Below are 22256 nucleotides of genomic sequence, written 5' to 3'. Positions count from 1 at the left end.
GATGGACAGCGCAGCTGCCCGGAATCCATCCGGTACCCCGGAGGATGCCGACGAGCCGGTGATCGAGGACGGAAGCGGCCTCTCCCGGCGCGATCAGGAGATCCTCGCCTTCGAGCGCCAGTGGTGGAAGTACGCGGGCGCCAAGGAGGAGGCGATCCGCGAACTGTTCGGTATGTCCCCCACCCGCTACTACCAGGTGCTGAATGCCGTCGTCGACCGCCCGGAGGCGCTCGCCGCCGACCCGATGCTGGTGAAGCGGCTGCGCAGGCTCCGCGCGAGCAGGCAGAAGGCAAGGGCCGCGCGGCGCCTCGGTTTTCAGGTCTGAGCCGGGTGTGCCGCGTGTCGCAGGCAGCGGCCTCGAACGCCGGTCGGAACGACTAGGGTCGACGGCGTGAGCAACCCGAATCCCACCTCCGGCGGGCCGCCGCTGCGCGCGCTGGCGATGGTGTTGATCGCCCTGGCCATCGTGTTCGCCGGGCTGGGTGCGATGTCGCTGTCGGACTCCGATTCCAGCGCATCGGACGCGCCCGGCACGGAGACGAGCACCGCGGCCCCCACGACCACCGCGGCGGCCACCTCGCGCGCGACCACCAGCGCGGTGGCGACCAGCGCCGCCTCGACGCCGCCGGAGACCCCGACCGCGGTCGAGACCACCACCGCGGCCCCGCCGCCACCTCCGCCCGCGCCGCCGTCGGTGAACCGCGCGGTCCCGGTCCGGGTGCTGAACAACAGCCTGGTCGCCGGGTTGGCCGGGCGCACCGCGAGCGAACTCGGCGCCAATGGCTGGAGCAATGTCGCCACCGGCAACTACGCGGGCGGCACGCTCCCGAAAACCACGGTCTTCTACGGGGATTCGCCGGCCGAGCAGGCGGCCGCCGAGGCCATCGCGGCGGAGATCGGCGCGGTCGCGGAGCCGCGGTTCGCCGGAATCTCCGGCTCCGAGCCGGGTGTGATCGTCATCGTGACGGGTAACTGAGCACGGAGGGCCCCCGGCCGTGCCGCATCGGAGCCTGGCAAGATCGTGCACGGTACGAACCTGTCCACATCCGTGAAGGAGTCATTCCGATGGCCTCGTCCCCGTCCCGTCGCCCGTCCTGGCGGATTGTGACCCCGGTGCTCGCGATCGCGGCGTTCGGCCTGGCCGGCTGCTCGAACAGCCAGGAGTCGACCGATGCGGTGGGGACCACCCCGCCGGTCTTCACCCCCTCCCCGGCCCCGGCGGGCGAGTCCGGGCACGGCGGCGGCGGCGAGCACTCCGGTGCGGAGTCGGGCGCGACCGCCGACCTGAAGGACCCGTCGGGGCAGACCATCGGCACCGTGAGCTTCGCCGAGGTCAGCGGCCACCTGGAGATCACCGTCGAGGCGCGCGGGCTGCGGCCCGGCTTCCACGGGCTGCACATCCACCAGGTCGGCAAGTGCGAGGCCAACTCGATCGCCCCGACCGGCGGCCCGGCGGGCGACTTCCTCTCCGCGGGCGGGCACCTGCAGGTCGGCAGCGCGAACAGCCACCCGGCCAGCGGCGACCTGACCTCGCTGCAGGTGCGCGGCGACGGCAGCGCCTCGCTGGTCACCAGCTCCGACACCGTCACCCTCGCGGACATCAAGGACAAGGCGATCGTGGTGCACGCCGACGCCGACAATTTCGGCAATATCCCGAACCGGTACCAGCGCGCGGACGGCGTCGCCGGGCCGGACGAGGCCACCCTCGCCACCGGTGACGCGGGGGGCCGCGTCGCCTGCGGCGTCATCCACTAGGGGGAGCGGCATGCCCGGGGCTGATCGCAGGGGCAGCGGAACGCACGTCGAGTTCCACGGTTCGCCCCGGCCGACCATCGGCATCGAGTGGGAGATCGCGCTGGTCGACAAGGTGACCCGCGATCTCTCCAATACCGCGGCCGCGGTCTTCGACGAGGTCGGCGAGGTGCGCGCGCACGACGGCACGCCGCAGCTCTCGAAGGAGCTGCTGCGCAATACCGTCGAGCTGGTCACCGGGGTACACGACACGGTCGGCGCCGCGCTGGACGACCTCACCGGCACCATGAACGTGCTGCGCCGGGCCGCCGACCCGCTCGGGGTCGACCTGTTCTGCGCGGGCACGCACCCGTTCGCGCAGTGGTCGGCGCAGCAGCTCACCCGCTCCGAGCACTACGACGAGCTGATCGAGCGCACCCAGTGGTGGGGCAGGCAGATGCTGATCTGGGGCGTGCACGTGCACGTCGGGGTGTCGCACCGGGAGAAGGTCTTCCCGATCCTGAACGCGATGCTGCCCTCGTATCCGCACCTGCTCGCGCTCTCCGCCTCCTCGCCCATGTGGTCCGGCTCGGACACCGGCTACGCCTCGAACCGGGCGCTCATGTTCCAGCAGCTGCCGACCGCCGGGCTGCCGTTCCAGTTCGAGAGGTGGTCGCAGTTCGAGGGTTTCGTCCACGACCAGTTCAAGACCGGGGTCTTCGAGCAGCTCGGCGGCATGCACTGGGATATCCGGCCCGCGCCCAAGTGGGGCACGATCGAGGTGCGGATCTGCGACGGCGTCTCCACGCACCGGGAGCTCGCCGCGCTCGCCGCGTTCATCCACTGCCTGATCGTCGACCTGGATGCCAGGGTCGAGGCCGGTGAGACATTGCCCACGCTGCCGGTCTGGCATGTGCAGGAGAACAAGTGGCGCGCGGCCAGGTACGGGCTGGACGCCATCGTGATCACCGACGCGGACAGCAACGAGCGGCTGGTCACCGACGACCTGGACGACCTGCTGAACCGGCTGGAGCCGACCGCGGCCGCGCTCGGCTGCGCCGACGAGCTGCGCGCGGTCGCCGAGATCCCGCGCGACGGCGCCAACTACCAGCGGCAACGCCGGGTGGCGGCGGCCAGCCAGGGCGATCTGATCGCGGTGGTGGATTCGCTGGTGCGTGAGCTGAATCCCTGACGGAGACCTTCCGTTCAAGCACCGGGGACGGTGTTGTTCACACGCCGTTTACTATGAGCGGATGCTTGTCGAGGACCCGGTCCGGCGAAGTCGCCGGGCGCTACTGCCGATCATGCTCGTCGCGGCGGTCGCCCTGCTGCTGGCGGGGCTCCAGGCGGTGGCGCTGGAGCAGGGCTTCGAGGGGCCGCTGACCAGCCTGTGGCGCGATGTCGCCGGGACCCCCAAGTCCATGACGGTGCCGTGGGCCGGGCTGGTGCTCGCGCTGGTCGGGCTGCGGCCGCGGGACCGGTTCGTGGCGGCGGGCGCGGCGATCGGCATCGATCTGCTCGGCGCGGGCGCTCGGCTGCTCGCCGGTGATCCGCCGACCGTCGGGAACGGGCCGGTCTGGGTCTTGACCGGGATCGCCGCGGTCGCGCTCTGGCGCTGGCACGGGCTGCGGCGCCGGACCGCGCTGCGGGCGGTCGCGCTCGGCGCGCTGCTCATCCTGGCGACCAAGGTCGGCGACGTCTGGCTGCACCTCACGATCCTGGCGCACCCCGGGGTGCTCGACGAGTACGTGCTGCTGGCCGATCACGCGCTCGGCGACCCGTCCTGGGTGCTCGGCCGGGTGGTCGACGCGCTCGGGCCGGTGGGCTACGGGGTGCTGCACTGGGTGTACATCGAGCTGCCGCTGGCCGCGATCGTGGTCGCGGTGTGGCAGCTGCGGCGAGTGGTGGCGTCCGGGCGCTGGCCGGGGCACTATCTGGTGCGCACCTTCCTGGTGCTCGGGCTGGTCGGCCCGGTGGTGTACCTGATCTTCCCGGTGGTCGGGCCGATGTTCGCCTTCGGCGCGGACGGCGCGGGGCTGCAGGCGGGGAACTACTGGCCGCAGTTCGTGCCGCCGATCGACCGCAGCCCGGGGGTGCTCCCCTTCGACCAGGTGACGCCGCGCAACTGCATGCCGTCCATGCACACGGCGTGGGCGCTCGCCGTCTTCCTGCACAGCCGCCGGGCCGTCGACGGCTCGCCCGCGCCGCGCTGGCTGCGCTGGGGCGGCACCTTCTGGCTCTGCGCGACGCTCACCGCGACGCTCGGCTTCGGGTACCACTACGGCGTCGACCTGGTCGCGGGCGCGGTGCTCTGCCTCGCCGTCGAGTCGGCGCTGCGCGACCCCGAGCGGGGCTACGGCTGGTTCCGCTGGCGCCTCGTGCTCTTCGCCGCCGCCGTGCTCGTCGCGCTGCTGCTCGCCTACCGCTTCCTCGCCGTCCCGATGGCGGAGTACCCGGTCTTCGCGGGCACCGCGATCCTGGCCCTGCTCGCCGCCGTCGCCGCGGGCTTCCACGCCACCTGGTTCGCGGTGCCGAAGCCCGTCGCCGCGGAGCCCCCCATCCCCGTGCCCGCCCGCTGACCTGCGCTCCCGCTGACTCGCGCCCGCGCTGACCCGCGCCCGCGCTGACTCGCCCCCGCGCCGACTCGCGCCCGCGCTGACTCGCCCCCGCGCTGACTCGCCCCCGCGCCGACTCGCGCCCGCGAGCTGACCCGCGCCCGCCAGCTGATCTGCGCCCCGCGCGCGGGCCGGCAGCTAAGGTGCGCCGCCCCCGCCCGCCGGGCTCGCGTCCGGCGGCACTAGCCACCGCGCGAGCGGTCGCGCTTCCGGCCGGGCCGGAACTACCCCACTTCCTCGTCGCCGAGTTCGTTGACCTGGAGCAATCCGTCCCGGTAGCGCTGCTCGCGGTACGCGGTCCGGCCGATGAGGTGCGCGATCACCGGCGCGGTGAGCAGCACGAACAGCATCATGAGCACGAGCATCCACGCGTTCACATCACCGCGCACCTGGATGGCCGCGCCGAGCAGCACCAGCACCAGCCCGACCACCTGCGGCTTGGTCGCCGCGTGCATGCGGGCGAGCGTGTCCCGGAAGCGGACCAGCGCGATGGCCGCGGTGAGCGCCAGCGCGGAGCCGAAGAGGATGAGGATCGCGGAGACCCACTCCAGCGCCCTCACCGGTCGTCCCTGACCCGGAAGCGGGAGACCGCGGCCGACCCGAGGAACCCGACCAGCGCCAGCGCCACGATGGCGGGCACCATCGAGGTCTCCTTGCTCCAGGCGGCGTAGACCGCGAGCCCGGCCGCCGCGATGGCGGTGAGCGAGTCGAGCCCCACCACCCGGTCCAGAGTGCTCGGCCCGGTGAGCACCCGGAACAGCGTCAGCAGCGCGGCCATCGAGAGCAGCACCGCGGCGATACCGGCAACGACGGTCATGACTTCGCCTCCTCGACGGGGATCTCCGGCTCCGGCCGCCGCTCGAAGGACGAGATCAGCAGCCGCTCCAGCCGCCGCGTGGTGCGGTAGAACTGCGCGACCGCGGCCTCGCTGCCCACGTCCAGCACGTGCACGTAGACCACCCGCCGGTCTCGGTCGATCTCCAGCACCATGGTCCCCGGAATGAGATTGAGCAGGTCGACGCAGAGCGCGAGCACCAGCTCGGACCGGATGTCGAGCCGCACCCGCAGCACCCCGGAGACCGGCTGCGACCCGGGCCGGATGCCGAGCCAGGCCACCTGCAGGCTGGAGTGCAGCGCGTAGTAGGCGCTCACCGCGACCAGCTCGGCGAAGGCGATCGGGTTGAACCGCCCGGTCACCGGCATGGTCGGCAGCGGGAGCACCAGCACGATGACGATGCCGATCAGCAGCCCGGCGACCAGGTTGCCGAGCGTCAGCGTGCCCCAGAGCAGTGTGTAGACGCCCGCGAGCCAGAGCACCACGCCGACCCGGCCCAGGTTCTCCCGGTTCACCGGTACGCCTCCGCGTCGTCGCCGAGCACCGCGCTCACGTAGACGCCGGGGTTGTCCAGCTCGGCGGCGGCCCGGTTGGCGATGCCGAGGACCGGCCCGGCCAGCACGGTCAGGGCGAAGCCGACCACGACCAGCGCCGCCGTCGCGGCGACCATGAGCGCGGGCATCCGGCCGGGGTCGGTGCGTTCGTCGTAGAGCACGTCGGTGGTCTCCTCCACCAGGTTCGCGGGGCGGGACATGGCCAGGTGCCCCTCCGGCGCCTCGGAGCGCGGGCGCCAGAACGCTTTGCTCCACACCAGCGCCACCACGTACAGCGTGAGCAGGCTGGTGGTCACCGCACCCGCCACCAGCACCCAGGCCAGCCAGCCGCCGTCCGCGGCGCCCGCCTGCAGCAGCGCGACCTTCCCGATGAACCCCGAGAACGGCGGAATCCCGCCCAGGTTCAGCGCCGGGATCAGGAAGAGCAGCCCGAGCAGCGGGCTCGCCCCGGCCAGCCCGCCGAGCCTGCGCAGCGAGACCGACCCGGCCTGCCGCTCGATCAACCCGACGACCAGGAAGAGCGAGGTCTGCACCAGGATGTGGTGCGCCACGTAGTACACCGCCCCGCCGAGCCCCGCCTCGCTGGCGAGCCCGATGCCGAAGAGCATGTAGCCGATATGGCTGACCAGGGTGAAGGAGAGCAGCCGCCGGATATCGCTCTGCGCGATGGCGCCGAAGATGCCGACCAGCATGGTCAGCAACCCCGCGACCAGCAGCAGCGTGTCGAAGCCCTGCTCAGGGAAGAAGAGGGCGTGCGTGCGGATGATGGCGTAGACACCGACCTTGGTGAGCAGCCCGGCGAAGACCGCGGTCACCGGCGCGGGCGCGGTCGGGTAGGAGTCGGGCAGCCAGTTGGAGAGCGGGAAGACCGCCGCCTTGATGCCGAAGGCCACCAGCAGCACCGCGTACACCGCATTGCGCACGCCCTCCGGCGCCGCCCCGATCCGCAGCGCCAGCTGGGCCAGGTTCAGCGTCCCGGTGGCGGCGTAGGCCAGCGCGATGCCGACCAGGAAGATCAGCGAGCTGAGCATGGAGACCATGACGTAGGCGACGCCCGCGCGCACCCGCTCGGCGGTCGCGCCAACGGTGAGCAGCACGAAGGAGGCGGCGAGCAGGATCTCGAAGCCGACGAAGAGGTTGAACAGGTCACCGGCGAGGAAGGTGGTGCCGACGCCCGCGGTCAGCACCAGGTAGGTGGGGCGGTAGATCGAGGTCGGCTGGCGCTCGTCGCCGTCCCTGATGTTCTGGCCCGCGCCGTAGACGGAGACGACGAGCAGCACGATCGAGGAGACCAGCAGCATGACCGCGGAGAGCCGGTCCACTACCAGCGTGATGCCGATCGGTGCGGACCAGCCGCCCACCTGGACGGCGGTGGTGCCGTCGCGGTCGGCCAGGTAGAGCAGCGCCGCGCAGACGGCGACCACCGCGGTCAGCGCGATCAGCGTCACCAGGCTCTGCAGCCGCGGCCTGCGGCCGAAGATCAGCGTGACGGCGGCGGCGAGCAGCGGGATGAGGACGGGCAGGGGAGCCAGCAGGGCCAGCACGCCGAATTCTGGGCTCAATCCTCCGGGTCCTCTCGCTCGCGCCGCCCCGCCACATCGGCGTCCTCTGCGTCGTCGGGCACGTCGTCGGTGGTGGTGAGCATGCGGGCGCGGTAGGCGAGCGCGAGCACGAAGGCGGTGAGCCCCATGGTGATCACGATGGCGGTGAGCACCATGGCCTGGGCCAGTGGGTCGGCCATGTCGGCGTCGGCCACCTGCGCGCTGCGCAGCGGCGGCTCACCGTCCGGGCCTGCGACGGTGAGGATGAGCAGATTCACCGCATTGCCGAAGAGGATCATCCCGAGCAGCATCTTGGTTACCGAGCGCTCCAGGATCAGGTACACGCCGCAGGCGACGAGCGCGCCGACCACGACGAGCAGGGTCAGGTTGGCGGTCACGCGGCGCCCCCCTTCGCGCCGACCGGCTGGTCGGCGTCGAGCTCGCTGTCCAGCCGGGCGCCGAGCGAGCGCAGCACGTCGAGCACCAGCCCGACCACGATGAGGTAGACGCCGAGGTCGAAGAAGAGCGCCGTCACCAGCTTGACCTCGCCGAAGAGCGGCAGCGTCAGCTCGACGATCGCCGAGGAGAGCGGCGGCGCCCCGACCAGCAGCGAGGCCGCCGCGGTGCCCGCCGCGAGGGTGAGCCCGGCGCCGAGCAGGTGCCCGGCGTCCACCGGAAGCGCCTCGCCCAGCTCGTAGCGCCCGCCCGCGAGGTAGCGCAGGGTGAGCGCGAGCCCGGCGGTGAGCCCGCCCGCGAAGCCGCCGCCGGGTGCGTTGTGCCCGGAGAAGAAGAAGTACACCGAGAGCACCATGATGGTCGGGAAGACCAGCCTGGTGGCGATCTGCAGGATCATCGAGCGGTTCTCCCGGGAGATGAGCCTGCCCGCGGAGAGCCAGCCCACCCGGTCCGGGTCGTAGTTCGGGGCGTCCGCGGCGCGCGGCGCGCTGCCGAACCGGCGCACCCGGAAGACCAGCGAGGCCACCCCGGTTGCGGCCACGACCAGCACCGAGATCTCGCCCATGGTGTCCCAGGCGCGAATATCGACGAGCAGCACATTGACCGCGTTCTTGCCGCCGCCGAGGGTGTAGGCGGCCTCCGGGATGAGCTGCCAGATCGGCGTCGAGGCGCGCGCGGCGACGGCCACCGCGCCGAGCACCGCGACCACCGAACCGACCGCGATGCCGAGCACCGCCCTGCTGCCCCTGGAGGCGGCCAGCCTGCTCTCCTCCAGCTCCGCCGGGAAGGCCCGCAGCACCAGCACGAAGACCACCAGCAGCAGCGTCTCCACCAGGAACTGGGTCAGCGCCAGGTCGGGGGCGCCGTGCAGCGCGAAGATGACGCCGCAGCCGTAGCCGGTGACGCCGACCACGAGCACCGCGGCGAGACGGTTCCGCAGCACCGTCGCCGCCAGCGCGGAGGAGATCATGATCAGTGCGATCACCAGCTGCATGGGGGTGTCCCAGAGCCGCATCCGGAACTGGCTGGGCCCGGCGATGGCCAGCGCGATGGCGGGCAGCAGCGTCATGGTGCCGAGAATGGTGGCCTGGTTCAGCGGCAGTGAGCCGCGCTGGGTGGCGGCGGTCATGCGCAGCGAGATCCGGTCCATCCGCTTGAGCGTCGCGTCGTAGACCCGGTCGGCATTGCCGAGCCGGGGGTGCGCGGACTCGTGGATCCGGCCCTGCACCGCGAAGAGCGCGACCCCGCCCGCGATGACGACCGCGGTGAGCAGCAGCGGGAGCGTGAAGCCGTGCCAGAGCGCGAGGTGCTGCGGGGCCGGGCCCGGCAGCGTGCGGGCGTACGGCGCGAGCAGCGTGTCGACCCAGGGCGCGGCGAGCCCGGCGCCGAGGCCGGCCAGCGCGAGCAGCACCGGCGGGGCCAGGAAGGCGTAGTCGGGGCGGTGCCAGTGCTTCGGCGGCTCGACGCCCTCCTTGTCGGCGAAGGCGCCCCAGACGAACCGGGCGCTGTAGGCGACGGTCAGCATGGAGCCGGCCACGAAGACCGCGAGCAGCGCGATCCGGACCGGCCCGGCGAGTACCTCGGCGTGCTGCGCCGCGGCCAGCGCGCTCTCCTTGCCGACGAAGCCGAGCAGCGGCGGGATGCCTGCCATGCTCAGCGCGGCCAGCGCGGCGGCGCCGAGCAGCACCGGCTCGCGGCGGCCGAGGCCGGAGAGTTTGCCCAGCTCGCGGGTGCCCGCCCCGTGGTCGACGATCCCGACCACCATGAACAGGCAGGCCTTGAAGAGCGCGTGTGCCACCACCATGGCGATACCGGCCAGCGCGGCCTCCGGGGTGCCGATGCCGACCAGCATCACCAGGAAGCCGAGCTGGCTCACGGTGCCGAAGGCGAGCACCAGCTTGAGATCGGTCACCTGCAGCGCGCGCCAGCCCGCCAGCACCATCGAGACCGCGCCCAGCGTGAGCACCAGCGGGTGCCAGACCGGCGACTCGGCGAAGGCGGGCGCGAGCCGCGCGATCAGGTAGACGCCCGCCTTCACCATGGCGGCCGCGTGCAGGTAGGCGCTGACCGGGGTGGGGGCGGCCATGGCGCCGGGCAGCCAGAAGTGCAGCGGCACGATGGCCGACTTGCTCAGCGCGCCGACCAGGATCAGCCCCACCGCGACGCTCGCCGCCACCCCGCTCGGGGCGCCGCCGTCGAGCAGGTCGGAGAGCAGGAAGCTGCCAGAGAGGTGGCCGAGCAGCACGATGCCGGTGAGCATGGTGAGCCCGCCCGCGCCGGTCACCAGCAGCGCCTGGATGGCCGCGCGCCTGCTCGCCGCCCGGTCCGCGGTGTGCCCGACCAGGAGGAACGACAGTACCGTCGTGATCTCCCAGAAGACGTAGAGCAGCAGCATGTTGTCGCTGGTCACCACGCCGAACATGGCGCCGGAGAAGCCGACCAGCTGGGCCGCGAAGGCGCCGAGCCGCTGCTCGTCGTCGTCGAAGTAGCGGGCGCAGTAGCAGAGGATGAGGGTGCCGATGCCGAGCACCAGCACCGCCATCACGGCGGCGAGCGAATCGAATCGGAGGTCGATGTCCATCCCGATCGCGGGGGCCCACGCCACGCTCACCACCTGGGTGGTGCCCCAGTGGGCCACCACCCAGCCGAGGCAGGCGAGCGGGACCGCCGCGAGCGGATAGAAGGCTTTTCGACCCGCGATCCGGACGCACAGCGGGGCCACCACAGCGGCGAGGGCATGTGCGAGCAGGATTACGAGCAAACTACGCTCCGTCGTCTCGGGCGGGCGGTCGTCCGGACCGATCCTACTTGGGCGCGTGGCCAGGACCGGTGCCGGTGCTGGCCGGAGCGGCGTTCGTCACTCCGGTGGCAGCACGGCAATCTCCGGGCACACCTGTCGCTCAGCCGCGGTTCTCCGCGTACCGCCGCAGCGACTCCACCTGGTCCGGGTCGAGCGAGGGGCGCACCGCGGTGCGCGCGGTGCCGATATCGGCGGCGGTCACGTCGGCGGCGTCGATATCCCGGCGCATGGCGGTGAGCGCGGCCTCGCGCAGCAGCGCGGCGCAGTCGGCGGCGGAGTAGCCGTCCAGCTCCTTCGCCAGCGCGGCCAGGTCGACGTCGGCGGCCAAGGGGACTGCCCGCCCCGCGGTGCGCAGGATCGCCACCCGCGCCTCGGCGTCCGGCGGCGGGACGAAGACCAGCCGCTCCAACCGGCCGGGGCGGAGCAGCGCGGGGTCGATCAGCTCGGGGCGGTTGGTGGCGCCGAGCACCACCACGTCGCGCAGCGGCTCGACCCCGTCCAGCTCGGTGAGGAGCGCGGCCACCACCCGGTCGCCGACCCCGGAATCGCTGCTCTGGCCGCGGCGCGGGGCGAGCGCGTCCACCTCGTCGAGGAAGATCAGCGACGGCGCGGAGTCCCTTGCCCGCTGGAAGAGCTCGCGCACCGCGCGCTCGGAGGCGCCGACCCACTTGTCCATGAGCTCGGCGCCCTTCACCACGTGCACGCTGAGCTGCCCGCTGCTGGCGAGCGCGCGGACCAGGAAGGTCTTGCCGCAGCCGGGCGGGCCGTAGAGCAGCACGCCGCGCGGTGGCTCGATGCCGAGCCGGGCGAAGGAGTCGGGGTGGCGCAGCGGCCAGAGCACCGCCTCGGTGAGCGCCTGCTTGGTGCGCACCATGTCGCCGACGTCGTCCAGCCCGAGGCTGCCGATCGCCAGTTCCTCGCTGCCGGAGCGGGAGAGCGGGCGGATCACCTCGAGCGCGCCGGTCAGGTCGGCCTGGGTGAGCTGCGGGTCGGTGTGCTCGCGGCCGGTGCGGGAGGCGGCGCGCAGCGCGGCCTCCCGGCAGAGCGCGGCCAGGTCGGAGACGACGAAACCGGGGGTGCGGGCGGCGATCTCGGCCAGCCGGAGCTCGCCGGTCGGCACCGCGCGGAGCAGGAAGTCGAGCAGCGCCTCGCGGACCGCCGCGGTGGGCAGGGGGAGCGCGATCTCGCGGTCGCAGAGGTCGGGGCCGCGTAGCCTGGCGTCGATCTCACCGGGGTGCGCGGTGCTGGCCAGGAAGGCGACGCACGGGGTGGCGACGGCGGCGCGGAGCTGGTCGAGGATGAGCGTGGCGACCGGCTCCGCGGTCGCGGGGAGTAGGGCGTCGATATCGGTGACCAGCAGGATTCCGCCCTGCCCCGAGCTCACCTCGGCGACGGCGGCGGCGACCGTGCGCAGCCGGGCGCCGCTCTCGGTGGCGCCGATGGACGGGCCGTCCAGCTCGACCACCCGGCGCGGGGCGGCGACCACCCTGGCCAGCGTGGCCTTTCCGACCCCGTGCGGGCCGGTGATCAGCACCCCGAGGTGCGGGGAGGCGCCGAGGGTGCGGAGTAGTTCCGGCTCGTCCAGGGCGAGGGCGAGCCACTCGGCGAGTTTGGCCGACTGGCCCTGGACGCCGATCAGGTCGGCGGCGGCGGGGGCCGGTCTGCGCCGCGTCACCGTGGCCGGGAGCGGAATTCGGTCGCCCCCGATCACGGCGGATGAAGACGCCGTCCCGGGCCCGCCGGGTTGCGACGCGGACCCGGGCCCGCCGGGGTCCGGCGCCGTCCCGGAGCCGCCGGGCTCCGACCCAGGGGCGAGGCCGTCCCGCTGGGACCCCGGCCCGAAGCCGCCGGCCCGTGCCGCCTGCTCGGAACCGCCGGGCTCCGACGTGGGTCCGGGCCCGCCGGGCTGTCGCGCCGAGCCGGGCAGCGCCGCCGTCACCACGCCCGGCCCCCAGTCCACCGCCGAGTTCGGCTGCACGCTGACCGGGCCCGCCGGTTCGGTGCCGGTGACGGTGAGCAGCTCGGTGGTCCAGGCGATGCCGAAGGTGCGGGAGAGCGCCTGGGTGGTGGCGGCCGAGCTGATGTCGGGGCCGAGGTCGCGGGGGAGCAGCGAGACGGCGTCGCCCACCGTCACCACCTTGCCGAGCAGCGCCTGGCGCAGGGTATTCGCCGGGATCGATCGGGTGGCGTGCAGTGACCCGCTGACCCGGATCTGCTTGGCGCCGAATACCGTCGCGGGCGCGATCACCACCGTCGCGTCCTCGCGCAGCCCGGCATTGGAGAGCGTGACGTCGTCCAGCAGCGCGACCCCGGCCGGGGTGCCGGCCGGGGCCAGCCCGGCCACCGCCGCGGTGCGCCTCGACCCGGTGAGCGCGATCCCGTCCCACTCCCGCAGCCCGAGCGCGGCGAGCGCCTCCGGATGCAGCCGCACCACCCCCCTGCGGGCATCCGCCGCGGACGGGTTGAGACGGGCGGTCAGTGAAAGGTCGGCCACCGCCCCATTCTTACCCGGCGACGAGCCCTGCCGCCGTGGCCACGGGCTCGTCGGCCACGCTCGGCGAGAGGCAGACCAGCTTGGCGGTGCCGAGCGCGACATTCGGGCTGCCCGCGAACGGGCTGTCCGGGTTCTCGGCGAGGATCAGCTCGATCACCGCCTTCTCCTGATCGGTCTCGAGCTTCCTGAAGTCGGCGCAGGTGATGTCGGCCCCGGTCCCGCTCGGCGCGGCGGCGGGCGTCGTGGTGCCCGCGGCGCTGCTCGGCGCGGCGGCAGTGCTGCTCGCGGCGGTACTGCTCGAAGCCGCGGTCGTACTGGCCGCGGCACCGGTGCTCCCCTTGCGCAACCCGTTCGCATCGGCCGATTCGTCCGGCCCGCAGCCGCTCACGACCAGGGCGAGCACACCGGCGGCGAGCACGGCGGCGGAGAGTCGGGCCATGGTGGATCCCCCCGTTGGTCGTTCGCGGCGCCGGCGGCTCCGGCACGTCGGCAGCACTGTACCTGGCACCGCTCAGGCCGTTTGCTCGGCGGCCGCGCGCAGCGCATCGAGCACGCCGGGAATCCGGTCGGTCAGCTCGGCCAGGTCGGGCACCAGCTCGCGGCAGGCGATCAGCCCGAAGTCGAGTTTGCCGTCGTAGGAGAGCGCGGTGATGTTCAGCCCGGAGCCGTGGAAGATCGGGCCGAACGGATACGAGCTGAGCAGCCGCACCCCGAGGAAGTACAGCGGCAGCGGCGGCCCAGCGACATTGGAGACCACCAGGTTGTGCACCACCGGGTGCCGCTCCGCGAGCTCGAGCGAGGAGTAGAGCCGCATGGCGATCCGGAAGGTGTTCGGCGGCGCGTACTGGGTCCAGTCCTGCAGGAAGTCGGGGCCGATCAACTCCTCGTGCTCCTCCTTGGCGGCTCGGTTCGCCTCCGCCACCCGCTTCAGCCGCTCCACCGGGTCGGCGATATCGGTGCCGAGCTGGCAGAAGAGCGAGGAGACCTTGTTGATCCCGCGCGTGTGCCGCGACGACTCGTGCACCGAGACCGGGATGGTGGCGAGCAGCGACTTGTCCTCCGGCAGCTCGCCGCGCTCGATCAGGTAGTCGCGGAGCGCGCCGCCGACCACCGTGAGCACCACGTCGTTGATCTTCACCCCGAAGGCGTTCTTGATCCGCTTGACCTCGGCCAGCTCGACCTCGGTGAAGGCGACCACGCGGTGCGGGGTGATGGTGCGGTTGAACGGGGTGCGCGGCGCGGTCAGCGGGAGCGCCATGCCGGAGCGGTTCCGCTGGCGCCTGCGCACCATCCCGGTCAGCTTGCCGACGGTCTTCGGCACCATGCGCAGCATCCCGGCCCTGGTCGGGAAGCGCAGCGCCGCCTCGGCGAGCAGCCGCAGGTCGCTCGGCTCGGGTTCCCGGCCGAGCGCGGCGGGCGGCTCCCGGTCCGGGTGCTGCCCCGGCTCGGTGTCGCAGAGCGCCATCAGCAGCTCGGAGCCGGTGACGCCGTCCACCGCGGCGTGGTGGTACTTGAGGATCACCGCGACCTTGTCGCCGTCCACCCCCTCCACCACCCGCACCTGCCAGAGCGGGTGGTTGCGGTCCATGGGGGTGCTCGCGATATCGCCGACCAGCGCGGCCAGCTCCGCGCGGCCGCCAGGCGCGGGCAGCCCGTACCGCCGGACGTGGTAGTCCAGGTCGTAGTCGCCCGCCTCGACCCAGTACGGGTAGTCCAGCTCGAGCGGCACCGCCCGCAGCTTCCGGCGCATCTGCGGCACGTAGGCCAGCCTGCGCCCGAGCTCCGCCTTGAAGGCGTCGAAGGAGTAGTCGCCGCCGTCCGCACCGGGATCGAGTACCAGCAGCGCGCACACGTGCAGGTGCTGCGTCCCGGTCTCCAGATACAGGAAGCTGGCATCGAGTCCGGTGAGGCGTTCCATGTCGGGAGTGTAGTGGAACGCGTTGCAGTTATTGGCCTATTCGGCCTCGGCCGGACGCTCCAGCGGGATGCGAACCGTGAAGACCGTCGAGCCCGGCTCGGAGGCCACCTCGATATCGCCGTGGTGCTTGTTCACCACGATCCGGAAGCTGATGTCGAGGCCGAGCCCGGTGCCGTCGCCGACCGGCTTGGTGGTGAAGAACGGCTCGAAGATCCGGCGCCGGATATCGGCGGGGATGCCGGGGCCGGTGTCGCCGATCGCCACCGCGAGGCAGACGTCGTCGCGGTAGGTGCGGACGGTGAGGGTGCCCGAGCCGTCCATGGCGTAGACCGCGTTGTCGATCAGGTTGGTCCACACCTGGTTCAGCTCGGCGGCGTAGCAGGGGATCGGCGGCAGCGTGCGGTCGTACTCCTTGACCAGCTCGATGCCGTCGCCGAGCTTGCGGTTCAGCATCACCAGCGTGCTGTCGAGCAGCTCGTGCACGTCGACCACCTGGAACGGCGCCCGGTCCATCTGCGAGTACTGCTTGGCCGCGCCGACCAGGGTGGAGATCCGGGCGGTGGAGTCGGCGATCTCGTTCATCAGCAGCTCGGTCTCGATGGTGTAGTTCAGCCATCGGATCGCGCCCTCGAAGACCTGCTCGGTGCAGCCCTCGAGGGTGCCTGCCACCCGCTCCAGCCAGTCCACGTCGATCCCGGCCTGCACGAAGTTGGGCGCCAGGTTCCAGCCGTCGGCGATCGCGTGCGCCTCCAGCCAGTCGCCGAGCGCGTCCTCGCGGTCGGCGGCCTCCAGCGGGGTGAGTTCGGGGGCCTTCGCCACCAGTTCGGCGGCGTCCTCCTGCAGCCGGACCAGGGTCACCAGCACCTCGGGCGGGAACTTGCCCTGCGCCATCATGCCGAGCTTGTGCCGCATCCCGGCGACCCGCTCGCGCAGCCCCGAGGTGGCGCGCACCGCGGCGGCGGCGGGGTTGTTCAGCTCGTGCGTGAGCCCGGCGGAGAGCGAGCCGAGCGCGAGCAGCCGCTCCCGCTCGGCCACCCGCTCGTGCTTGTCCCGGTTGCCGAAGAAGGCGCCCTCCAGCAGGTGCACCGCCATCGGGAACCACTCGCGCATCATGGCCGAGAAGGTCGCGGCGTCGAGGACGAAGAACCGCGAAGGCCGGGTGATGATCATGGTCGACACGTAGCTCTGGTCGGCCCGGTCGCCCAGGTAGGCGGTCCAGGCGCCGACGTAGGAGCCGCGGTGGCCGGTGCGGGTCAGCTCGATCTCGGTGCCCGCGGAGAGCTTGGTGAGCCGCAGCTCGCCCTCCATGAGCACGTAGAAGCAGGTGGCGGGCTCGCCCTCGCGGAAGGCGACGCCTGGCTCCAGCTGCTCGATCCGCCCGTCCCGGCACAGCCAGGCCAGCTGCTCGTCGTTCAGCTTCTCGAACAGGAAGAGTTCTCTCAGCTCCGCCGGATCGCAGACAAGCTCGCTCACGATCGGTCCTTTCCTACGCTGTATCGGAGGGCCCGCCGTGACTCCGGGCCCGACCCGGTCATGCCAGATCTACGCGGCACGACCGGGGGCCCTCCGTGGCTACGCTTCGCTCCCGCCTCCGGGCCTGACCCGGTCATGCCAGATCTACGCGGCACGACCGGGGGCCCTCCGTGGCTACGCTTCGCTCCCGCCTCCGGGCCTGACCCGGTCATGCCAGATCTACGCGGCACGACCGGGGGCCCTCCGTGGCTACGCTTCGCTCCCGCCTCCGGGCCTGACCCGGTCATGCCAGATAACGGTGCACGAACATGACGGCCATGGCCCCCTCGCCGACCGCGGAGGCCACCCGCTTGGCCGACTCCGCGTGCACGTCACCGGCGACGAAGACGCCGGGCACATTGGTCTCCAGGTGGTGCGGGGAGCGGGAGAGCTCCCAGCCGGCGGGCCTGCCGCCCTCCGGGGTGAGGTCCGGCCCGGCCAGTACGAACCCGGCCGGGTCGCGGGCCACCGTGCCGTCCAGCCATTCGGTCTGCGGCGCGGCGCCGATGAAGAGGAAGAGCCGCTCGGTGGCGGCCTTCTCCTCGCGCCCGGTCTCGTTGTCCCGCAGCACGATGCCGCGCAGGTGGTCGTCGCCGTCGGCCGCAGTCACCTCGGTGCAGGTGTGCACCTCGATGTTCTCGATCCCGGCGATCTGCTGCACCAGGTAGTGCGACATCGACTTCTCCAGCGAGTCGGCGCGCACCACCAGGTGCACCCGCCCGGCATTGCGGGAGAGGAAGACCGCCGCCTGGCCCGCCGAGTTGGCGCCGCCGACGATGTAGACCTCGTGCCCGGCGCACTCCGCCGCCTCGGTCATGGCCGAGCCGTAGTAGACGCCGCGGCCGGTGAACTCGTCCACGCCCGGCGCCGGGTGCCTGCGGTAGTCCACACCGGTCGCGATGATCACGGTGTGCGCGCAGAGCGTGCCGCCGTCGGCGAAGCGCACGGTGCGGGCCGAGCCGTTCACCTCGAGCCCGACCACCTCGCGAGTGGTCACCAGCTCGGCGCCGAACTTCCCGGCCTGCCGCCTGGCCCGGTCGGCGAGCTGGCCGCCGGAGACGCCGTCCGGGAAGCCGAGGTAGTTCTCGATCCGCGAGCTCTGCCCGGCCTGGCCGCCGGTCGCGGTGCGCTCGACCAGCACCGTGCGCAGCCCCTCGGAGGCGCCGTAGACCGCGGCGCCGAGCCCGGCCGGGCCGCCGCCGACCACGATCAGGTCGTAGAACTCGCCGGTGGGGGTGGTGTTCAGCCCGACCCGCTCGGCCAGCTCGCCGTCGGTCGGCTGCACCAGCGGCTCGCCCTCGGCGGTGATCACCACCGGGCAGCAGCTGATGTCCCTGCCCGCGGCGGCGAGCAGCGTGGCGCCCTCCGGCTCGTCCGCCGGGTACCAGCGGTAGGGCAGCTGGTTGCGGGCGAGGAACTCGCGCACCTCCGAGCACCGCGGCGACCAGCGGGTGCCGATCACCTTGGTGCCGTACACCGGGCGGTGCTCGCTGCCGCGCCAGGCCTCGAGCAGCCCGTCCAGCACCGGGTAGAGCTTCTCCTCCGGCGGGTCCCACGGCTTGAGCAGGTAGTGGTCCAGGTCGACGACATTGATGGCGTCGATCGCGGCATTGGTGTCGGCGTAGGCGGTGAGCAGCACCCGGCGGGCGTAGGGGTGCAGGTCCATGGCCTGCTCCAGGAACTCGATGCCGTCCATGCCCGGCATCCTGAAGTCGGCGATCAGCACCGCGACCTGCTGGCCGCGCAGCTTCACCTCGCGCAGCGCGTCGAGCGCGGCCTGCCCGGACTCGGCCCGCAGGATCCGGTAGTCGGCGCCGTAGCGGCGGCGCAGGTCGCGCACGACCGCGCGGGAGACGCCGGGATCGTCGTCGACGCTGAGAATGAGCGGCTTATCGGCGGCGGGGGAGGTCACCCAACGAGTATGCGCGCCGGAAACCGACCTGTCGCATTGCTCTGCCCAGGGCGAACAGCCCCGCCGCGCTCGACTAGGATTAGGTGTATCCGTCAGTACCGCGAACAGGAGGCAGCGTTGCCGAAGAATCTGGAAGCGACCGTCGACATCATCGCCCCGCCGGAGCGAGTCTGGGCCGTTGTCGCCGATCCGAGGCGGATTCCCGAGTTCAGCCCGCAGTGCGTGCGGATGGTGCCGCTCGGCGCGCTGAAGCCGGGCACCTGGACCGTCAACCTCAACCGGGACGGCTGGAAGTACTGGCCGACAACCTCGCGCATCGTGGCCTTCGAGCCGAACCGCGAGTTCGCCTTCAAGGTCACCGAGAATCGAAGCACCTGGCGCTTCGCCCTCGAGCCGACCGCCACCGGCACCCGGCTCACCCAGACCAGGGACATGTCCGAAGGCACCACGGCCTTCTCCCGCACCGCCATCAACGCGGTGCTCGGCGGCGCGGAGTCGTTCGAGGTCAAGCTGGTGGAGGGCATGCGGAAGACGCTGGCCGGGATCAAGGCCGCGGTCGAGGCCCCGGCCTGACCTCGGCCCCGGGCTTCAGGCCCAGTTCGGCAGCGTCACCACCTGTGCCGCGTACGAGAGCCCGGCGCCGAAGGCGATGAGCAGCGCGGTGTCGCCCGGCTTGGACTGCCCGCTGCGCAGCAGCTGCTCCATGGCAAGCGGGATCGAGGCGGCCGAGGTGTTGCCGGTCTCCTCGATGTCATTGGCGAGCGCGCAGTTCTCCGGCAGCTCGAGCACCCTGGCCATGATCTCGATGATCCGGCCGTTGGCCTGGTGCGGGATCATGGCGTCGAGGTCGTCGGTGGCGAGCCCGGCGCGGTCGATGGCGTCCCGGCAGACCTTCTCCAGCGAGTGCGCGGCCCAGCGGAAGACCGCGGTGCCCTCCATGGTCAGGTAGGGGCGGACCGCGTCCAGCCCCTTCTCCTCGATCTCGGCGAAGAACTCCAGCCAGTCCTTGTCCTGCCGGATGGCGTGGCTCTGGGTGCCGTCCGAACCCCACACCGTCGGGCCGATGCCCTGCTCCGCGGCCGGGCCGACGACCACCGCGCCCGCGCCGTCGGCGAAGAGGAACGCGGTGGAGCGGTCCTTGCTGTTGATGGTGTCGGTCAGCTTCTCCACGCCGATCACCAGCACGTGCCCCGAGGTGCCCGCCCGCACCAGGTCGGAGGCGAGCGCGAGCGCGTGACAGAACCCCGCGCAGCCCGCCGAGACGTCGAAGGCGGCCGCGCCGTCCATGCCGAGCTCGGTGGCGATCTGCGGGGCGGCGGCCGGGGTGAGCATGAGGTGCGTCGAGGTCGCGACGATCACGGTGTCCACCTGGTCGACGGCGACCCCCGCCGATTCCAGCGCGCCCTTCGCGGCCGCGACGCTCATGCTGCGCACCGTCTCGGTGTCGTCGGCGAAGCGGCGGGTGCGGATGCCGGAGCGGGTGCGGATCCATTCGTCGCTGGAGTCGATCGGCCCCGCGACCTCGTCGTTGGTGACGATGCGCGCGGGGCGGTACACCCCGAGCCCGAGGATGGCGGTGTGCTCAACTCCGGTCGTCTGTGCGATTCGAGCGACCATGTGCGTCTCCTGTCCCCACGGCCGAGCCGGCGGGTGGCGTCGGTGATTGCCGTCCTGCGTTGCCGGGTGTTGTCCGGAACGCAGATATGAGGCGTCCTCATATTATCTCGCCCCCGTGACACGCGCGCGTATTCCCGTCGACCGGGGGTATCCGATGCCCAGCGCGTCGATGGCTCGAAGCGGCGCGCACCCAACTAGTGATGCGAGGACACAATGCTCGGTCTCGGGATTATCGGCTGGATCATCATCGGCGGCCTGGCCGGCTGGATCGCCAGCAAGTTCATGAAGACGGACGCACAGCAGGGCATCCTGCTCAACATCGTCGTCGGTGTCATCGGCGGACTCATCGGCGGCTTCCTGCTGAAGCTCTTCGGTGTCGACGTCGAGGGCGGCGGCCTCATCTTCAGCTTCCTGACCTGCCTCGGTGGCGCGGTCATCCTGCTGTTCCTGGTCAGCCTGGTCACCGGGCGCAGCCGGGTCGGCTGACCCAGGGCGCGAACCGATCGGCGCCGCCCGCGCGCGGGGCGGCGCCGATCTCGTCTGCCCACCCGTTTGCCGGGGATGTGCCCCGCGCCGACCACGATCCGGGGGCCGCCCCGGCGTAAGGTGTGGTGCTCGTACCCGACATCGAAAGAGGAGCCCGTGGCACGCCGCCCGACCCCGTCCGGCACCCCAGAGACCACCGGAGCCGGCCACATCGCCGACCTGATCCGGTCCTCGATCCCCCCGCTGCACCCCGCCGGGCTGCCCTTCGTGGCCGCTCCGCTCGCGGTGGCGGCGCTCGGCCGCAAGCGGACGTGGCTGCGCAGGGCCGGACTGCTGACGGCCGCGGCCTGCGCGGGCTTCTTCCGGCACCCGCACCGGGTGCCGCCGAACATCAGGGGCGCCGTCGTCGCCGCCGCGGACGGCGAGGTCGCGCTCGTCGACTCCGCGGTGCCGCCGCCGGAACTCGGGCTCGGCGACGCCCCGCTGCCCCGGGTCAGCGTCTTCCTCTCGGTGCTCGACGTGCACGTGCAGCGCACCCCGGTCTCCGGCACCGTGCGCACCGTGGTGCACCAGCCCGGCCAGTTCCGCTCCGCCGACCTGGCCGAGGCCAGCTCGGTGAACGAGCGCACCGGCATGGTGCTGGAGACCCCCGACGGCAAGCAGGTCGTGGTGGTGCAGATCGCCGGGCTGATCGCCCGCCGGATCGTCAACGAGGCGCGCGCCGGTGATGTGCTCACCATCGGCGACACCTACGGCCTGATCCGCTTCGGCTCCCGGGTCGACACCTACTTCCCGGCAGGCACCGACCTGCTGGTGCTGCCCGGTCAGCGCACCATCGGCGGCGAGACCGTCCTCGCCGTCCTCTCGTGATCGCGCAGGCGGGGCGCGCCGAGGGGCGCCGCAGGCGCAGCGTCCGGCTGCTGCCGAGCATGGTGACCATCCTCGCGCTCTGCTCCGGGCTCTCCGCGGTGAAGTTCGGGCTGGACGGCGAGCTGTCGACCGCGCTGGCCATGGTCGGCGCGGCCGCGGTCTTCGACACGCTGGACGGCAGGCTGGCGCGCATGCTCGACGCCACCACCAAGATCGGCGCCGAGCTGGACTCGCTCTCCGACGCCATCTCCTTCGGCGTCGCCCCCGCGCTCGTGCTCTACGTGGCGCTGCTCGACGAGTACAGCGCGGGCTGGATCGTCGCGCTGCTCTTCGCGGTCAGCATCGTGCTGCGGCTGGCCCGGTTCAACACCCTGATGGACGACGACACCAGGCCGGAGTGGTCGCGCGAGTACTTCGTCGGCGTTCCCGCCCCCGCGGGTGCGCTCATCGCGCTGACCCCGATCGCCCTGCTGGTGCAGTTCGGCGACGGCTGGTGGGTTGGCTTCTACGAGGTCGCCATCTGGACCGTGTGCTCCGCGCTGCTCTGCGTGAGCACCATCCCGACGCTGGCCATGAAGTCGGTGCGGGTGGCGCCGCAGGCCGCGGCGGCGCTGCTGGTGCTGGTGGCGATCGCGGCCGCCGCGCTGGTGACCTTCCCGATCGTGCTGCTGCTCGTGCTGATCGGGCTGTACCTGGTGCACATCCCGTTCGCCTGGCGTTCGCAGCGCTGGGTCGCGGCCAGGCCGGAGACCTGGCAGGACAAGCCGGCCGAGCGCAGGGCGCAGCGGCGCGCGGCCCGGCGCCGCAGGCCGAGCCTGCCGCGCCCGGCCATCTCCACCGCGCGGCTCCGGCTGCGCAGGCCGGGTGGGAACAACCGCAACTCGCCGCGGCCGCGCTGACCGGAGCCGCGACCGA

Annotated in this window: 21 protein-coding genes; 9 read left to right on the top strand and 12 right to left on the bottom strand. The window is 72.4% G+C overall.

Annotated features, from left to right (window positions below; genetic code table 11):
* Position 1: 1 nt before the first annotated feature.
* From napA to NH2_RS15115, 5 genes are all read left to right on the top strand, one after another.
* A complete protein-coding gene (gene napA, locus NH2_RS15135) occupies positions 2-325 on the top strand; it encodes a nucleoid-associated protein NapA (protein ID WP_067653951.1) in 324 nt (107 codons plus the stop codon).
* A gap of 66 nt (positions 326-391) precedes the next feature.
* Positions 392-976 carry a LytR C-terminal domain-containing protein gene (locus NH2_RS15130; protein ID WP_067653949.1) on the top strand — a complete coding sequence of 195 codons (585 nt, stop codon included), beginning with the start codon at positions 392-394 and terminating at the stop codon, positions 974-976.
* A gap of 89 nt (positions 977-1065) precedes the next feature.
* A complete protein-coding gene (gene sodC / locus NH2_RS15125) occupies positions 1066-1755 on the top strand; it encodes a superoxide dismutase[Cu-Zn] (RefSeq protein ID WP_067653947.1) in 690 nt (229 codons plus the stop codon).
* 10 nt (positions 1756-1765) lie between these two features.
* Positions 1766-2923 carry a glutamate--cysteine ligase gene (locus NH2_RS15120; RefSeq protein ID WP_067653945.1) on the top strand — a complete coding sequence of 386 codons (1158 nt, stop codon included), beginning with the start codon at positions 1766-1768 and terminating at the stop codon, positions 2921-2923.
* A gap of 61 nt (positions 2924-2984) precedes the next feature.
* A complete protein-coding gene (locus NH2_RS15115; protein ID WP_067653943.1) occupies positions 2985-4310 on the top strand; it encodes a phosphatase PAP2 family protein in 1326 nt (441 codons plus the stop codon).
* A 260-nt stretch (positions 4311-4570) separates the two neighbouring features.
* Here the strand turns inward: NH2_RS15115 and mnhG are convergent, their stop codons facing one another.
* From mnhG to NH2_RS15060, 11 genes are all read right to left on the bottom strand, one after another.
* A complete protein-coding gene (gene mnhG, locus NH2_RS15110; protein WP_067653941.1) occupies positions 4571-4906 on the bottom strand; it encodes a monovalent cation/H(+) antiporter subunit G in 336 nt (111 codons plus the stop codon).
* Positions 4903-5163, bottom strand: coding sequence for a monovalent cation/H+ antiporter complex subunit F (locus tag NH2_RS15105; protein WP_067653939.1), 261 nt, complete (start codon positions 5161-5163; stop codon positions 4903-4905). The genes mnhG and NH2_RS15105 overlap by 4 nt, the downstream gene beginning before the upstream one ends.
* Positions 5160-5696, bottom strand: coding sequence for a Na+/H+ antiporter subunit E (locus NH2_RS15100; protein WP_067653937.1), 537 nt, complete (start codon positions 5694-5696; stop codon positions 5160-5162). Before NH2_RS15100 ends, NH2_RS15105 begins: the two co-directional genes overlap by 4 nt.
* Complete coding sequence (locus NH2_RS15095) at positions 5693-7297, bottom strand: Na+/H+ antiporter subunit D (RefSeq protein WP_067653935.1); 1605 nt, start codon at positions 7295-7297, stop codon at positions 5693-5695. The genes NH2_RS15100 and NH2_RS15095 overlap by 4 nt, the downstream gene beginning before the upstream one ends.
* Complete coding sequence (locus NH2_RS15090; protein ID WP_067653933.1) at positions 7294-7674, bottom strand: Na(+)/H(+) antiporter subunit C; 381 nt, start codon at positions 7672-7674, stop codon at positions 7294-7296. The genes NH2_RS15095 and NH2_RS15090 overlap by 4 nt, the downstream gene beginning before the upstream one ends.
* Positions 7671-10493 (bottom strand): Na+/H+ antiporter subunit A, encoded by a 2823-nt coding sequence (locus tag NH2_RS15085; protein ID WP_067653931.1) that lies wholly within the window; start codon positions 10491-10493, stop codon positions 7671-7673. Before NH2_RS15085 ends, NH2_RS15090 begins: the two co-directional genes overlap by 4 nt.
* 139 nt (positions 10494-10632) lie before the next feature.
* On the bottom strand, positions 10633-13026 hold the full coding sequence (locus NH2_RS15080; protein ID WP_067653929.1) for an AAA family ATPase: 2394 nt from the start codon (positions 13024-13026) through the stop codon (positions 10633-10635).
* 10 nt (positions 13027-13036) lie between these two features.
* Positions 13037-13465: a hypothetical protein gene (locus tag NH2_RS15075; protein ID WP_067653927.1), complete on the bottom strand. Its 429-nt coding sequence runs from the start codon at positions 13463-13465 to the stop codon at positions 13037-13039.
* A gap of 72 nt (positions 13466-13537) precedes the next feature.
* A complete protein-coding gene (locus NH2_RS15070) occupies positions 13538-14944 on the bottom strand; it encodes a WS/DGAT/MGAT family O-acyltransferase (RefSeq protein WP_067653925.1) in 1407 nt (468 codons plus the stop codon).
* A 36-nt stretch (positions 14945-14980) separates the two neighbouring features.
* Positions 14981-16417: a sensor histidine kinase gene (locus tag NH2_RS15065; RefSeq protein WP_067653919.1), complete on the bottom strand. Its 1437-nt coding sequence runs from the start codon at positions 16415-16417 to the stop codon at positions 14981-14983.
* 283 nt (positions 16418-16700) lie between these two features.
* Entirely contained in the window at positions 16701-18368 is a 1668-nt protein-coding gene (locus tag NH2_RS15060; RefSeq protein WP_067653917.1) for an FAD-dependent oxidoreductase, read from the bottom strand.
* Between the two features lie 117 nt (positions 18369-18485).
* Between NH2_RS15060 and NH2_RS15055 the strand changes: the two genes are divergently transcribed.
* The gene (locus NH2_RS15055) at positions 18486-18941 is read left to right on the top strand and encodes an SRPBCC family protein (RefSeq protein ID WP_067653916.1); all 456 of its coding nucleotides are present in this window, start codon (positions 18486-18488) and stop codon (positions 18939-18941) included.
* 15 nt (positions 18942-18956) lie between these two features.
* Here NH2_RS15055 and NH2_RS15050 read toward each other — a convergent pair whose 3' ends face one another.
* Entirely contained in the window at positions 18957-19985 is a 1029-nt protein-coding gene (locus NH2_RS15050; RefSeq protein ID WP_067653915.1) for a beta-ketoacyl-ACP synthase III, read from the bottom strand.
* A gap of 213 nt (positions 19986-20198) precedes the next feature.
* Between NH2_RS15050 and NH2_RS15045 the strand changes: the two genes are divergently transcribed.
* From NH2_RS15045 to NH2_RS15035, 3 genes are all read left to right on the top strand, one after another.
* Complete coding sequence (locus NH2_RS15045) at positions 20199-20471, top strand: GlsB/YeaQ/YmgE family stress response membrane protein (RefSeq protein ID WP_067653913.1); 273 nt, start codon at positions 20199-20201, stop codon at positions 20469-20471.
* A 156-nt stretch (positions 20472-20627) separates the two neighbouring features.
* Positions 20628-21341, top strand: coding sequence for a phosphatidylserine decarboxylase (locus NH2_RS15040; RefSeq protein WP_067653911.1), 714 nt, complete (start codon positions 20628-20630; stop codon positions 21339-21341).
* Positions 21342-21400: 59 nt separating this feature from the next.
* Entirely contained in the window at positions 21401-22240 is an 840-nt protein-coding gene (locus tag NH2_RS15035) for a CDP-alcohol phosphatidyltransferase family protein (RefSeq protein ID WP_067654173.1), read from the top strand.
* Positions 22241-22256 lie beyond the last annotated feature (16 nt).

Origin of the sequence: Nocardia harenae NBRC 108248 (genome assembly GCF_001612885.1) — a bacterium.
GTDB classification, from domain to species: domain Bacteria; phylum Actinomycetota; class Actinomycetes; order Mycobacteriales; family Mycobacteriaceae; genus Nocardia; species Nocardia harenae.
Note: the sequence above shows the minus strand (reverse complement) of the source record. Positions and strands in the feature narration are given on the sequence as shown.

What these genes read in the sequence shown, in the direction of transcription:
- NH2_RS15035 (WP_067654173.1), top strand. Translation starts at nt 21,401, where the DNA reads ATGGTGACCATCCTCGCGCTCTGCTCCGGGCTCTCCGCGGTGAAGTTC.
- napA (WP_067653951.1), top strand. Translation starts at nt 2, where the DNA reads ATGGACAGCGCAGCTGCCCGGAATCCATCCGGTACCCCGGAGGATGCC.
- sodC (WP_067653947.1), top strand. Translation starts at nt 1,066, where the DNA reads ATGGCCTCGTCCCCGTCCCGTCGCCCGTCCTGGCGGATTGTGACCCCG.
- NH2_RS15050 (WP_067653915.1), bottom strand. Translation starts at nt 19,985, where the DNA reads ATGGTCGCTCGAATCGCACAGACGACCGGAGTTGAGCACACCGCCATC.
- NH2_RS15105 (WP_067653939.1), bottom strand. Translation starts at nt 5,163, where the DNA reads ATGACCGTCGTTGCCGGTATCGCCGCGGTGCTGCTCTCGATGGCCGCG.
- NH2_RS15075 (WP_067653927.1), bottom strand. Translation starts at nt 13,465, where the DNA reads ATGGCCCGACTCTCCGCCGCCGTGCTCGCCGCCGGTGTGCTCGCCCTG.
- NH2_RS15070 (WP_067653925.1), bottom strand. Translation starts at nt 14,944, where the DNA reads ATGGAACGCCTCACCGGACTCGATGCCAGCTTCCTGTATCTGGAGACC.
- NH2_RS15115 (WP_067653943.1), top strand. Translation starts at nt 2,985, where the DNA reads ATGCTTGTCGAGGACCCGGTCCGGCGAAGTCGCCGGGCGCTACTGCCG.
- NH2_RS15120 (WP_067653945.1), top strand. Translation starts at nt 1,766, where the DNA reads ATGCCCGGGGCTGATCGCAGGGGCAGCGGAACGCACGTCGAGTTCCAC.
- NH2_RS15045 (WP_067653913.1), top strand. Translation starts at nt 20,199, where the DNA reads ATGCTCGGTCTCGGGATTATCGGCTGGATCATCATCGGCGGCCTGGCC.